Origin of the sequence: Nonomuraea jabiensis, assembly GCF_014204795.1 — a bacterium.
Taxonomy (GTDB): domain Bacteria; phylum Actinomycetota; class Actinomycetes; order Streptosporangiales; family Streptosporangiaceae; genus Nonomuraea; species Nonomuraea jabiensis.
This window is the reverse complement of the sequence record NZ_JACHMB010000001.1, coordinates 4898427-4911882: the sequence shown is the minus strand read 5'-3', so window position 1 is coordinate 4911882 and position 13456 is coordinate 4898427. Positions and strand designations below refer to the sequence as shown.

13 protein-coding genes are annotated in these 13456 nt (G+C 68.5%); 9 read left to right on the top strand and 4 right to left on the bottom strand.

Features of this window, described 5'->3' with window-relative positions; translation table 11 throughout:
* Positions 1 to 12: 12 nt before the first annotated feature.
* Both HD596_RS22680 and HD596_RS22675 read right to left on the bottom strand, forming a co-directional pair.
* Positions 13 to 741 (bottom strand): ABC transporter ATP-binding protein, encoded by a 729-nt coding sequence (locus HD596_RS22680; RefSeq protein ID WP_185071342.1) that lies wholly within the window; start codon positions 739 to 741, stop codon positions 13 to 15.
* Positions 738 to 1244 (bottom strand): PadR family transcriptional regulator, encoded by a 507-nt coding sequence (locus tag HD596_RS22675; protein ID WP_185071341.1) that lies wholly within the window; start codon positions 1242 to 1244, stop codon positions 738 to 740. The genes HD596_RS22680 and HD596_RS22675 overlap by 4 nt, the downstream gene beginning before the upstream one ends.
* Positions 1245 to 1374: 130 nt before the next feature.
* Here HD596_RS22675 and HD596_RS22670 point away from each other — a divergent pair, with 130 nt between their 5' ends.
* The 7 genes from HD596_RS22670 (at position 1375) to HD596_RS22640 (ending at position 7764) form a co-directional block, all read left to right on the top strand.
* On the top strand, positions 1375 to 2622 hold the full coding sequence (locus tag HD596_RS22670; protein WP_185071340.1) for an ABC transporter substrate-binding protein: 1248 nt from the start codon (positions 1375 to 1377) through the stop codon (positions 2620 to 2622).
* A gap of 7 nt (positions 2623 to 2629) precedes the next feature.
* Entirely contained in the window at positions 2630 to 3964 is a 1335-nt protein-coding gene (locus HD596_RS22665; protein ID WP_185071339.1) for an ABC transporter substrate-binding protein, read from the top strand.
* A gap of 12 nt (positions 3965 to 3976) precedes the next feature.
* The gene (locus HD596_RS22660) at positions 3977 to 5353 is read left to right on the top strand and encodes an ABC transporter permease (RefSeq protein WP_185071338.1); all 1377 of its coding nucleotides are present in this window, start codon (positions 3977 to 3979) and stop codon (positions 5351 to 5353) included.
* Complete coding sequence (locus tag HD596_RS22655) at positions 5350 to 6249, top strand: carbohydrate ABC transporter permease (protein ID WP_185071337.1); 900 nt, start codon at positions 5350 to 5352, stop codon at positions 6247 to 6249. Before HD596_RS22660 ends, HD596_RS22655 begins: the two co-directional genes overlap by 4 nt.
* A 106-nt stretch (positions 6250 to 6355) precedes the next feature.
* On the top strand, positions 6356 to 7033 hold the full coding sequence (locus tag HD596_RS22650) for a uracil-DNA glycosylase (protein WP_185071336.1): 678 nt from the start codon (positions 6356 to 6358) through the stop codon (positions 7031 to 7033).
* Between the two features lie 10 nt (positions 7034 to 7043).
* The gene (locus HD596_RS22645) at positions 7044 to 7367 is read left to right on the top strand and encodes a hypothetical protein (RefSeq protein WP_185071335.1); all 324 of its coding nucleotides are present in this window, start codon (positions 7044 to 7046) and stop codon (positions 7365 to 7367) included.
* Between the two features lie 103 nt (positions 7368 to 7470).
* Entirely contained in the window at positions 7471 to 7764 is a 294-nt protein-coding gene (locus HD596_RS22640; RefSeq protein WP_185071334.1) for an MTH1187 family thiamine-binding protein, read from the top strand.
* Positions 7765 to 8007: 243 nt separating this feature from the next.
* Here HD596_RS22640 and HD596_RS22635 read toward each other — a convergent pair whose 3' ends face one another.
* Positions 8008 to 8901, bottom strand: a complete 894-nt coding sequence (locus tag HD596_RS22635) for an SDR family NAD(P)-dependent oxidoreductase (RefSeq protein ID WP_221519463.1) — start codon at positions 8899 to 8901, stop codon at positions 8008 to 8010.
* A 107-nt stretch (positions 8902 to 9008) separates the two neighbouring features.
* Here HD596_RS22635 and HD596_RS22630 point away from each other — a divergent pair, with 107 nt between their 5' ends.
* Entirely contained in the window at positions 9009 to 9554 is a 546-nt protein-coding gene (locus HD596_RS22630; RefSeq protein WP_185071332.1) for a PadR family transcriptional regulator, read from the top strand.
* 440 nt (positions 9555 to 9994) lie between these two features.
* Positions 9995 to 11590, top strand: coding sequence for an FAD-dependent monooxygenase (locus tag HD596_RS22625; RefSeq protein WP_185071331.1), 1596 nt, complete (start codon positions 9995 to 9997; stop codon positions 11588 to 11590).
* A gap of 563 nt (positions 11591 to 12153) precedes the next feature.
* On the opposite strand, the gene HD596_RS22620 is transcribed toward HD596_RS22625, so the two are convergent.
* Positions 12154 to 13272, bottom strand: a complete 1119-nt coding sequence (locus HD596_RS22620) for a hypothetical protein (RefSeq protein ID WP_185071330.1) — start codon at positions 13270 to 13272, stop codon at positions 12154 to 12156.
* Positions 13273 to 13456 lie beyond the last annotated feature (184 nt).

The window sequence follows — 13456 nt, the reverse complement described above, 5'->3', positions numbered from 1 at the left end:
TTGTTCGCTCGCTCACCTGAGGTCGATCACCTCGCCGGCCGTGCGGGTGCGGCGGCGCGCGATGCGGCCGTCGTCCACGATCTCCCCGTCGAACAGCGACACCAGCCGGTCTGCCAGGCTCGCCACACGCGCGTCGTGGGTGACCATCACGATCGTCTGGCCCTTCTTGTGGACGTCGCCGAGCAGGCGGAGCACGTCGCGGGTGTTGCGGCTGTCGAGGTTGCCGGTGGGCTCGTCGGCCAGCAGCACGCTGGGCTGGTTGGCCAGCGCCCTGGCCAGCGCCACCCGCTGCTGCTCGCCCCCGGAGAGCTGGGCGGGCGAGGCGTCGGCGCGGTCGGTGAGGTTGAGCGCGCCGAGCAGGCTCTCCCTGCGCTCGCGGGCCACCTTGGGCGAGGCCCCGGCCAGCAGCGCGGGCAGCTCGACGTTGTCGCCCACGGTCATGTTGGCGACGAGGTTGAAGAACTGGAAGACGAACCCGACCTTCTTGCGCCGCAGCAGCGCCCAGGCGCTCTCCGAGAGCGTGTCGACGCGCTTGCCGTCGAGCCAGATCTCGCCGCTCGTCCTGGTGTCGAGCCCGCCCAGCATGTGGACGAGCGTGGACTTCCCGGAGCCGGACGGACCCATGATCGCGACGAACTCACCCGGCTCGACCTGCAGGTCCACGCCGCGTACGGCAGGCACGGGCACCGCGCCATCCTGGTAGATTTTGACCAGATTGACCGTTTTCACAACCGCGCTCATGCCAGATCCTCCTGGCAACGCTCAAGCCAGTCAAGGTCCGCCTGCAGGTGGAGCATGGCGCCCTCGATGAGGAGTATGGCCACCCGATCGGTCGGCGCGGTGCGGGCCAGGAGGTCGTTGAGATCACCCATGAGCGACAGGTAGTGGCGGCGCTGACGATTGATCAGCGCCATCCGGTCGGCGATGCCGGTGAGCGGGGCCAGCACGAGCTTCATGAAGAACTCGTCGCGCACCCTGGGGCCCTCGGTGGGCTCATCCACCCAGAGGGTGAGCACGTCCCGGCCCTTGGCGGTGAGGTAGTAGACCTTCTTGTTGGGCCGGTTGGACTGCTCCACGTCCACCGCCCGGATGAGGCCGTCCTTCTCCAGCCTGCCGAGCGTGACGTAGATCTGGCCGATGTTGGGGGACGGATAGGCACTGCCGAACGTCTGCTCCAGCGCCTGTTTGAGCTCGTACCCATGGGCCGGCTCTTTAGCCAGGAGCGCCAGCAGGTGAAGCCGCACCGCCCCACCTCCCCGCCGTGTTACGAACGCGTTACTCAGCTAGCCGTTGACCTACAGATTACAGGTGTGCATAACATGAATGCATCTACCTAACACGTATGTAATTCACTCTGAACGTGGAGGAAACGGAGTGCGCTCGCTCACGCTCCCCCTGGTCGTCCTCCTGGCGGCGGCCGGTTGCGCGTCAGCGAGCAATGAGGGCGGCGGCGAGACGGGGACGGGCGGCACAGGCCCCATCACCTTCGCCACCGGTCGCGACACCACGGCGTACCTGCAACCCTTGCTGGACCGCTGGAACCAGGCCCACCCGGCCGAGAAGGTGACGCTGCTGGAGCTGCCCGAGGCCGCCGACGAGCAGCGCGCTCAGATGGTGGCCAACCTTCAGGCCAAGAGCAGCCGGTACGACGTACTGGGGCTCGACGTGGTGTGGACCGCCGAGTTCGCGGAGAACGGCTGGATCATCCCCCTGGAGCGCGGGTTGTTCCCGCTCGACAGGTTCCTGCCGCCTGTCGTGGAGACGGCGGTCTACAAGAACAAGCTCTGGGCCGTCCCGTACACGAGCAACGCAGGGTTGCTCTACTACCGGACCGACCTGGTCAAGAAGCCGCCGCGGACGTGGGCCGAGCTTCGCGATCAATCACGACAGATCACGAAAAAGCACGATATTGGAGGCTATGCCGGGCAGTTCCTGGCGTATGAAGGGCTCACCGTCAACTTCTCCGAGGCGCTGCAGTCCGCCGGCGGGCAGATCGTCAGCAAGGACGGCACCGAGGTGACCCTCGATCCGGCCAAGACGCGCATCGCGCTCGACTTCCTGCTCCAGGGCCTGCGCGAAGGCTGGATCCCCAAGGAGTCGCTGAGCTACAAGGAGGAGGAGACCCGCCTGGCCTTCCAGGAGGGCCGGCTCGCTTTCGCCCGCAACTGGCCGCACGGCTACGGCCCGGCCAGGGCGAAGCTGGGCGACAAGCTGGGGGTGACCCGGCTGCCGGGGCTCAACGGCCCCGGGTCCAGCGCGCTGGGCGGCGCCAACCTCGCCATCAGCGCGTACTCCAAGCATCAGCACACGGCGCAGGAGTTCATCCGCTACTTCACGAGTCTGGAGAACGAGCGCCGCGTCCTCACCGAGGGCTCCTTCCCGCCCGTGTGGACCGAGCTCTACGACGATCCCGCTCTGATCAAGCGCTTCCCCTACCTGCCCGTGCTCAAGGAGAGCATCCTCGCCGCCAAGACACGGCCGGTGAGCGCCAACTACAACCAGCTGAGCCTGGTGATCGCCAGTTCGGTCGCCAAGGCGCTCGGCAACCCCTCCACCGAGTCCGCGGACGACGTCGCGGTCTCCATGAAGTCCGAAATCGAAGAGATCATCAGAACCCAGTGAGGCAGCCATGCGAAACGCCAGAGCAGCAGCAATCCTGGCCGGGCTCGCGGTAGCCGTCGCCGCCTGCGGCAACGCCCCGACAACCACCTCGCCGTCCACCGACGCCTCCGGCTCCGCGTCGGCCCCCGCCGCCGGCGCCAAGCCGCTGGAGGGCGTGAAGCTCGAGGTCGCCGCCAAGTGGACCGGCGACGAGCAGAAGAACTTCGAGCAGGTGCTCAAGGCCTTCACCGAGAAGACCGGGGCGAAGGTCACGTACGCCTCCACCGGTGAGGACACCGGCGCCTACCTCGGCCCGCGCATCCAGGGCAAGAACCCGCCGGACGTCGCGATCCTGCCGCAGCCGGGCCTGGTGCAGCAGTACGCCGACCAGAACGCGCTCATCCCGCTGACCGACGACGTCGTCAAGGAGGTGGACACCAACTACACCCCGTACTGGAAGGAGCTCGGCTCCGCCAGCGGCAAGGTGTACGGCGTGCTCATCAAGGCGGCGCACAAGTCGCTGGTCTGGTACCGGGCGCAGGCGTACGACGACGCGGGCGTGCAGCCGGCCACCACCTGGGACGAACTGGTCAAGAACGCGCAGACCATCGCCGACTCCGGCACCGCGCCGTTCTCGTTCTGCGGCGCGTCCGGCTGGACGCTGACCGACCTCTTCGAGAACGTCTACCTGTCCACCGCCGGGCCGGAGAACTACGACAAGCTCTCCAAGCACGAGATCCCGTGGACGGACCCGACCGTGGCCACCGCGCTGGAGAAGATCGCGCAGATCACGGGCAAGAAGGAGTTCGTGGCCGACGGCAACGCCGGCGCCCTGCAGACCGACTTCCCCGGCTGCGTGACCAAGGTCTACGGCGACAAGAAGGCCGCCATGGTGATCGAGGCCGACTTCGTGGCCGTCTCCGCGGTGCAGTCGAAGGCCAAGGTGGGCGAGGAGGCCAAGTACTTCCCGTTCCCCAAGGTCGGTGACACGGCTCCCGTCGTCCTGGGCGGCGACGTCGCGGTCGCGATGAAGGACTCCCCCGGCGCGATGGCGCTGCTGCAGTTCCTGGCCTCCAAGGAGGGCGGCGAGATCTGGGCCAAGCTGCCCGGCTACCTGTCGCCCAACAAGAACGTCTCCCCCGACAACTACCCCGACGAGCTGACCAAGCAGCTCGGCCAGACGATCGTCTCGGCCGGCGACGCCGTCCGCTACGACATGTCCGACCTGGCGCCGAGCGCGTTCGGCGGCACCGACGGCAAGGGTGAGTGGAAGGCGCTGCAGGACTTCCTGCGCAACCCGAGCGACATCAAGGGCACTCAGACCACACTCGAAGCCGAGGCCAAGAAGGCCTGGAAGAAGTAAAGAGGTAAGGCCGTGACCGAACGGTTGGACGGCCCGCAGGTCTCGTCCGCGGACACCGCGGACGAGACCTCCACCGGACCGGCTGAAACCCCCCGTACGCAAAGACGCCTCGGCCCCTCGCCGGCGGTCGCCATCGCCTTCCTCCTCCCAGCGGCGCTGCTGCTGGGGATCTGGGTGATCTACCCGATCGTCTACTCCATCTTCCGGAGCCTGTTCGACTCGGCGGGCACCGGATTCGTGGGACTGGGCAACTACGCCTCGATCTTCACCGACTCCGGCATGCTCACCACGATCCGCAACAACCTCATCTGGGTTGTCGTCGCGCCGATCGTGGTGACCACGCTGGGCCTGATCTTCGCGGTCCTGACCGAGCGGATCAGGTGGTCGACGGCGTTCAAGCTGATCGTGTTCATGCCCATGGCGGTCTCCCTGATGGCGGCGGGCGTGATCTTCCGCCTCGTCTACGAGCAGGACCCCGCCAAGGGCGTGGCCAACGCCGTGCTCACCACCGTGCACGACACGTTCTCCTCCTCGCAGGGCTACCCGGAGGCGCGCCCGCGCGAGGGCGACCAGTCGCCGGTCACCGCCGACGGCGGCGCGGTCGTCACCAAGCAGCCCGCCCAGGCGGGCCAGCCGGTGCTGATCCCGATCGTGGGCGTCAAGCCGAACGCCCTGCCGAGCAACGCCCAGGCCGCCAAGGCCCCCGCGGCCGGCGACGGCCTGTCGGGGACCGTGTGGTTCGACTTCACGCCGGGCGGCGGCGGCAAGAACGGCGAGGTGGACGCCTCGGAGAAGGGCCTGCCGGGCATGACCGTCGAGGCGGTGCAGAACGGCAAGGTCGCCGCGACCGCCACGACGGCCGACGACGGCTCGTTCCGCTTCGAGGGCCTGCCCGCCGGCTCCTATGTCGTACGGCTCCCGCAGTCGAACTTCCAGGCCGCCTATGGAGGCCTGAGCTGGCTCGGCCCGACACTCATCACCCCGGCGATCATCGGCGCGTTCGTCTGGGTGTGGGCCGGGTTCGCCATGGTGCTGATCGCGGCGGGGCTCGCGGCGATCCCGCGGGACGCGCTGGAGGCGGCCCGCATCGACGGCGCCACGGAGTGGCAGGTGTTCCGCAAGATCACCGTGCCGCTGCTGTCGCCGGTGCTGCTCGTCGTCTTCGTGACGATGATCATCAATACGCTGAAGGTGTTCGACCTGGTCTTCATCATCGCGCCGGCCTCGGTCCAGCCCCAGGCGAACGTGGTCGCGCTGGAGATGTGGCGCGTGTCGTTCGGCGGCGGGAACAACCAGGGTCTGGGCAGCGCGCTGGCCGTCTTCCTGCTCATTCTGGTTCTTCCCTTCATGATCATGAACATCCGCCGGTTCAGGAGGGACGAATCATGACGACAGCCACGGCTACCGCCTCTCCGGGGCTGGAGACGGGCGCGCCGCGCAGGGGCGTAGTGAGCAAGATCGTGGACCGGATCGGCGGCGGCGCCGTCCAGGTGGTCATGATCGTGCTGGGCCTGTTCTGGCTGGTGCCGACGCTGGGCCTGCTGGTCGTCTCGATGCGCACGACGGACGTCAACAACTCCGAGGGCTGGTGGACGATCTTCACCAAGCCTGCCGAGCTGACCCTCGCGAACTACCGGGACCTGCTGGCCAGCGGCTTCACCGCGTCCTTCTGGAACACCGTGCTGATCACGGTGCCGACCACGGTCCTGGTGATCGGCATCGCGGCCATGGCCGCCTACGCGTTCGCGTGGATGGAGTTCCCGGGGCGTGACGGGGCGTTCCTCGTCGTGGTGGGGCTGCTGATCGTGCCCATCCAGATCGCGCTGATCCCCGTCGCGTCCTTCTACGGAGGCATCGGGATCTTCGGCTCGATCCCGGGCGTGGTGCTGTTCCACACGGCGTTCGGCCTGCCGTTCGCCATCTTCCTGCTGCGTAACTTCTTCGTCGGCATCCCCTCCTCGCTGCTGGAGGCGGCGCGGATGGACGGTGCGCCGGAGTGGAAGATCTTCGTGTCGGTGGTGTTCCCGCTGGGCAAGCCCGCCATCGCCTCGCTGGGCATCTTCCAGTTCCTGTGGGTGTGGAACGACATGCTCATCGCGCTGGTCTTCGCCGACACCGACAACCAGCCGATGACCAAGGCCCTGCAGTCTCAGATGCGGCAGTTCGGATCGAACGTGGACATCCTCTCGTCCGGCGCGTTCCTGTCACTGATCATCCCGCTGGTCCTGTTCTTCGCCTTCCAGCGGTACTTCGTCCAGGGCATGATGGCCGGCTCCGTGAAGTGATCAAGGTGCCCGCGCGGTCCGCGCGGGCACCTTGTGATCATTCTGGTACGGCTGGACCCGACGTTTCGGCGGCAAGCCGAACCAGAGCTGGATAGGCTCATCGGCCATGGCCGGTCGTCCACTGAACGAAGTCGTCGAAGCCGGATGGGCTCGCGCGCTCGAGCCCGTCTCCGAGCAGATCTCCCTGATGGGCGAGTTCCTGCGCAAGGAAATCGCCGAGGGCAGGCAGTACCTGCCCGCGGGCCCGCACGTGCTGCGTGCCTTCAACCAGCCCTTCGACGACGTCAAGGTGCTGATCGTGGGCCAGGACCCCTACCCCACGCCCGGCCACCCGGTCGGGCTGTCGTTCTCGGTGGCGCCCGACGTGCGGCCGCTGCCCGGCAGCCTGGTCAACATCTACAAGGAGATGGAGACCGACCTCGGCCTCCCCCGCCCTTCCAACGGCGACCTGACGCCGTGGGCCGAGCAGGGCGTCCTGCTCCTCAACAGGGTCCTCACCGTGATGCCCGGCAAGCCCGCCTCCCACCGGGGCAAGGGCTGGGAGCAGGTCACCGAGCAGGCCATCCACGCCCTCGTGGCGCGCAACAAGCCGATGGTCGCCATCCTCTGGGGCCGCGACGCCCGCAACCTGGCCCCGATGCTCGGCGACGTGCCCCGCATCGAGTCCGCCCATCCCTCCCCCCTCTCCGCGCGCAGCGGCTTCTTCGGCTCGCGCCCCTTCAGCCGGGCCAATGAGCTGCTGGAACAGCAAGGCGCGGCACCTGTGGAGTGGAAGCTGCCCTAGAGTCGTCGCCATGAGTGATGAACCGAAGTTCCTGCGCCTCACGGTCGAGCTGACCGTCGAGGTGCTCGACGTGGACGCTTTGCAGGCGGCGGCGCTGGCCGAGATCAGGCACCCGGACGCCGACCTCACCGCCGAGGAGCGCACCGAGCAGGCCGAGCTGGTCAGCTCCGACGAGACGGGCGCCTCGGCACTGCAGTGGCTCATCGAGCCCGACCACGTGCTGCAGCTCGTCGACCACATCAACGAGATCGAGCCGCGCGAGGCCGTCCTCGGGGTGGAGCCCTCCGAGGGGCCCAGCGAGGACGAGGACGAAGAGGAGCACGACCACGCGTGACGCGTGAGTGAAGTACGGCGGTGGCCACGGCGTTCTGGGAGGCGTCGTGGCTTTTCGCTTCGTTAAGATCGAAAGCCTCCGGCCCGCCGCAAGGAGGCACGCAGTGATCGTCGCATTCTCCATCACCCCGCTGGGCGTCGGCGAAGGAGTCGCCGAGCCCGTCGCCCGCGCCGTCAAGGTGGTCCGCGACAGCGGCCTGCCCAACCGGACGGACGCCATGTTCACCACGATCGAGGGCGAGTGGGACGAGGTCATGGACGTGGTGAAGCGCGCGGTGGACGCGGTGGCGGAGGTCGCGCCCCGGGTCAGCCTGGTGCTCAAGGCCGACCTCCGGCAGGGGGTCACCGACGGGATGACCAGCAAGCTCGAATCCCTGGAGCGACACCTCTCCGCATAGCCGCCGCCGCAGAACCTTGAGTCCGTACGAACCCGCCGGCGATCGCCGATGCGGACGGCGTACCCGGTCACCGGTGCCCTGGTAGATCGTCTCCGCACGCCGCACACGTTGTGCTGCTCCGTACCCACGATCCACGCCTGACCGACATCGACCGCATCGGGCCCCTTTCCGCAGCGCTGCGGAATGCGGACCACTCGAACGAGACCCGGCACCGCAGACTGTCTGCGCCGAAGAGTTGCACCGCTACCGCGAACGGTCCCGTGTCGTGGACAACGATCCGTTCGAGGGGGTGGACTTGCCCGCCTGGACGCCCGTGAGGCCGAGGGTGCCGGAGATCAGGCGCTCCCTGAGCGGTGCGGGCAGGCGGGAGAGGAGGCCCAACAGGCGCGCGTCGCCGGGAACCACATACACGCGCTTGGGCTTGCGGGCCTCCAGTGCGGTGGTCACCGTGCGGACCACGGGCTCGGTGGAAGCGTGGCGTCGCCGGGCCGTCGCCTTGGCGACGGCGGCCAAGTGCTCGGCGTAGAGCGCGGCCCTCCCGGGGTCGGCCAGGGCGAGCGCGGCCTCGGCCGCCGTGGCGGCCTTGTCGAAGATCGCGGTCGCGGTGCTGCCCGGCTCGATGAGTACGACCGGGATGTCCCACGCCGCCAGCTCCATGCGCAGGGCGGTGGACATCGAGGCCAGGGCCGCCTTGCTGCCCGCCAGAGGTGCCAGGAACGGCACGGGCTGCCTGGCCGTCGCCGCGCTGATGTTGATCACTCGGCCGCCGCCCGTCCTGAGGAGCGGCAGGAACGCCTGCGTGACGAAGACCGGCCCGTACGTGTTGACCTCGAACTGGCGGCGCAGCTCGGCGGGCGGCACGATTTCGAGCGGCCCCTGGACGATCACTCCTGCGTTGTTGATCACGGCGCGTAACCCCTGGTCGCGTAGGTCGCGCCCGACTTGCTCGGCAGCCGCGGCGACGCTGTCGGAATCGGTCACGTCGAGCGTCACCGTACGCACGCCCGGCATCCCCGCCAGCACCTCCGCCTCGCCCCGCACCCCGGCGTAAACGGTGTAGCCCTTGCCTGCGATGGCCTTGACCAGTGCCTGGCCGATGCCTCCCGAAGCGCCGGTAATGAGAACCGCCTGGGACATTTCAGAGCCTTCCATAGATACCTTGGAACATGTACTTAGGTACATGTGCAGACTGCACCGGTCCCCGAGGTTCTGCCGAGATGGACGCGGAACGGAGGACAGTACGAATGTCGTTGCGCTATGGCCTGCTCGGCCTGCTCTCTGAGGGGCCGGCCAGCGGCTACGACCTGGCGCGCCGGTTCGAGCAGATGCTCGGCTCGGTGTGGCCCACTCAGCCACCGAAGATCTACGGCGAGCTCAACCGACTGGCCGACGAGGGGCTCATCGAGATCGAGAGCGAGGGGCCGCGGCGGCGCAAGGCGTACCGGATCAACGACAAGGGGCTAGAAGCGGTCCGGGAGTGGCTGACATCCGGCGAGGTCGATCACACGCTGCGGATCCAGTCGCTGCTGCGCTCGGCGTTCTTCTGGCTGATGGAGCCCGCGGAGCTACGCAGGCACCTGGACGAGGAGGCGGCGTTCTTCGCCAGGGAGGCCGCTCGATACCGCGCATACGCGGAGGCGAAGGACCGCGGCGAGTTCGGCGACGGGCCGCAGACGCGGTCGCTGCGGATCGCAGCCGAAGCAGGTGTCCGCCTCCACCAGGCGCTCGCCGACTGGGCCGAATGGGCGAAGAACTCGCCCCTGACCGCCAAGGACGACGAGAACACCTGAAAGACGGATGAGGACAAGTGGGCCCATCATCGTGAGGGGTTCACCCGCCAGCGGAGGCGGCTCCCTGCCGGCAACCAGCCCGCCACCCACCACCCGAGCCTCAGCGCCCTCCAAGACCCGGCCTTAGGGCACTGATCTTTGCCGCTGCTTGGATGTAGATCATTAACGCAGTCGAGAAACATCCGAAACGTCACGATCCGACCAATGAGGAACGGAGACGGCCAGAGCCACCGCGGTCGGCGAGCACGGACTGAGGCATGCGACCGCGGTCGGCGAGCACGGACTGAGGCATGCGACGAACAGCCACCGGACGCTGATCAATTCCACCTGCCCGCGGCCCGCCGCCGCAAACGCGATATGTCTTGACCGCCTCCTTGGACGCGACATATCGTGTCCTCGACCCTAGACGCGATACTACGCGTTCCCGGAGGTGGACAAGCATGGAACAAGAGCGGGTGCCCGTCCTGGTGGTGGGCGGTGGGTACGCAGGCCTGAGCACGGCGACACTCCTGGCCTGGCGCGACGTACCCGTCATGCTGGTGGAGAAGCATCCGAGCACCTCGATCCAGCCCAAGGCGTTCGGTGTCGGCCCGCGAGCCATCGAGCTGCTGCGTCCCGTACCCGGCATCGAGCAGGAGCTCCGCGAGACCTGGGCAGGCATCGGGGACAGCATGCGCATGGCGATCGCCAAGAGCCTGGCCGACCCGAACCCTCACATGATCATCAACGATGAGCAGGAGGAGATGGCCTTCCTGGCCGACATCACCCCGGCGGCGCAGGTGGGGGCGCCCCAGGCCGCGGTCGAGCGGCTGCTGCGGTTCACGGCCGAGGAGCTGGGCGCCGACCTGCGCTTCTCCACCGAGCTGGTCTCGCTGGAACAGGACGAGGACGGCGTGACCGCGCTGATCCGCGACGCCGACGGCGACCGCCTCGTACGAGCCGACTACGTGGTGGCCGCGGACGGCTACCGGAGCCCGCTCCGCCGCCTCCTGAACGTCCCCACCTCGGGCAAGGGCGAGCTGGGCCGGATGTGCTCGATCATGTTCGACGCGGACCTGAGCGGGCTGGTCCGCGAACGCGAGGTCACGCTCTGGTACCTGCAGAATGACGCCTTCACCGGCGTGATCGTGACAGGCACCGGCGTCGGGGCGCACGTGCTGGGCGTCAACTACGCCGATGGCCAGAGCGAAGCCGACTTCACCGAGGAGCGCTGCCGGGAGCTGGTACGCATCGCGGCCGACCAACCCGACCTGGAGGTTCAGTTACTGGACAAAACGTCGTTCGCCCTGGCGCACGTGGTGGCCGACACCTACCGCGCCGGCCGGGTGTTCTTCGCCGGGGACGCGGCCCACACCATGCCGCCCACCGGCGGGCAGGGCGGCAGCACCGCGCTCCAGGACGGCTGCGACCTCGCCTGGCGGCTCTGGCTCGTCGTCACAGGCCAGGCCGGGCCCGACTTCCTCGACACGTACGACGCCGAACGTCGCCCGATCGGCACTCTGACGGCCGACGCCCAGCTCGCCAACCTCGGCGTACGCATGCCTCCAACGGACCGCGTCGGCTACCCGGAGCCCCTCGAGGACTTCATGAGCGTCCTCATCGGATACCGCTACCACTCCACAGCCATCCTGGACGAACCCGGCGACGACGGCTCCATCCTGGAGAACCCACGCGTACCCACCGGCCGTCCCGGCAGCCGCGCCCCACACGTGGTGCTCGACTGGGAAGGCCAGCGCATCTCGACCATCGACCTCTTCGGCTCCGGCTTCGTACTGCTGGCCGACAGACAGGGCGGCCAGGCCTGGATGGACGCCGGACGTCTGGTCAAGGAACGCCTCGGCGTCCAGCTCACGCGGTTGGTGGTGGACGAGGAGCTGAAGGACGTGGAGGGGCACTTCCGGGAGCGGTACGGCGTCAGCGGGGGCGGCGCCGTCCTGGTCCGACCGGACGGCTACGTAGCCTGGCGCTCCCCCGGCCCAGTCCCGAACCCGTCAGCCACCCTCGATCAGATCATGACCCAGCTTCTCAGCCGCTAACAAACCCACCGACCATCCGGAGCCGGTCCCGAACCACCCCGGTCCTGAACCACCCCGGTCCCGAACCACCCCGGTCCGAACCACCCCGGTCCCGAACCGCCCCGGTCCCGAACCATCCCCCCACCGCCGCCCACCGGCACCGGACCGCCGCCCACCGGCACCGGACCGCCGCCGGGCCACAGCCCACCGCCGCCCCGCCCCCCACCTACAGCCGCACCACAGCCCACCGGCCGCCCCCACCACAGCCCAACCGCGGCTCGACCGCCGCCCGGCCACAGCCCGCCGCCGCCCCCCGCCACCGTCCGCAGGCAGCCGTTCACCAGAACCAGTACCTCCAGGAATCTGCCGCCATGAGTACCGGGCTCAGCCGAGCAGTCGCGCAGGGATCGCGCCAGGGGCCGCACCGAGGTCGCTGAGGCTCAGGGTCGGACTCAGGCTCGGGCTCAGCGTCGGACTCAGGCTCGGGCTCAGCGCCGGGCTCAGCGCCGGACTCAGGCTCGGGCTCAGCGCCGGGCTCAGGGTCGGACTCAGGCTCGGGCTCAGGCTCGGGCTCAGCGTCGGGCTCAGGCTGCTGCACGTTCGGCTTCCACTCGCGGGGGCTGGGTGGGTGCCACGGTCAGGGCGGTAGTTGGGGTCGGGTCAGTGGAGGGAGTCGGTTGCGTGGCTCTGGTTGGCGCCAGGGGGTAGGGCGGGGGCAGGGGTGTTTGGGGGAAAGGGGCTGGTGGGGAGGTAGCGGTGGGTGGGGTCGTGGTGTGGCAGTTGATCAAGGCGAGTGGGGGGTGGGCGGGCTTCTGGGTGGCGCATAGCCAGTCGTTCAGGGAGCCGGGGAAGCCTGATGGCGGGCCGACCTTCAGGCAGGTGATCTGGCCGGCGCCTGGTGGTGGGCCGATCTTGAGGCGGCGAATGGTGCCTGTGCGGCCCAGGTCGCCCTGGTCCGCGTCGTAGGGCGTTAGCTGGACGCCGAAAGGGAGGCCGCCGTCTGGCTGGTCCGCGGGGCTTATCTGGAGGAAGTCGTCGATTTTGCGGTCGGTGGCCTCCGGGTGAGTGGTTACGTAGGCCAGGTGGTCTGTGACCAGGCGGTGGGCCACTGTGCGCAGGAGGTTGGTCGCGCACAGGTTGTGGGCGCAGGCGGCGCCGTCGAGAGTGATCTCGGGGAGGGCGAAGCGGCGCAGGCCTCGGGATGTGACGCGTAGGCAGTCACACCCGCCCATGTCGGACGGGTCCCAGGGCGGGCAGGTCGCGGCGTCGTGAACCTGGACGTCCCAGGACAGCCAGTCGTCGGTGAGGCGGAAGTCCGTGGGTTCGCCCGCGCATCTTCCGCAGGTGAGGATGGAAGTGCCGGTCAGTGGGTCGATCAGGAGGCCGTCGCACTCCCTCGCGAGGGCGCGGGCCGTCGCTCTCGCCGTCTGGATGCTGGTCGGCAGCTTGTGCGGGGGTGCGGTCGTGGACACCACCAGGTGTTGGCCGGTGCGGCGTAGGCGGCGTCTTTCCTCGTCTGTGAGGTTGGTCGCGGTTGGCTTCCAGGGGGTCTGGTGGTGGGTCACCGTCAGGGAGCCGCTGCCTGATGCGGTGATCGCGGCTCTTCTGTACGGGCCGGCTATGCGCCAGGGCACGAACGAGTCGACGTCGAACGGCAGGTGATCCGTGGCCACGATGAAGAGGGTGGTCAACGTGGCGGGCAAAGGAAGGATGATCTTCATGGTGAATGCGCTCCGGGTTGTCTTTAGGGCCCGCGCAAACCAGGGGGTGGAGGCGGGATGTTGCAGTGCTGAGGTGCTGCGGTGGTGAGGTGCTGGAGTGCTGCGGTGCTGGAGTGCTGCGGTGCTGGAGTGCTGCGGTGCTGGAGTGCTGCGGTGCTGGAGTGCT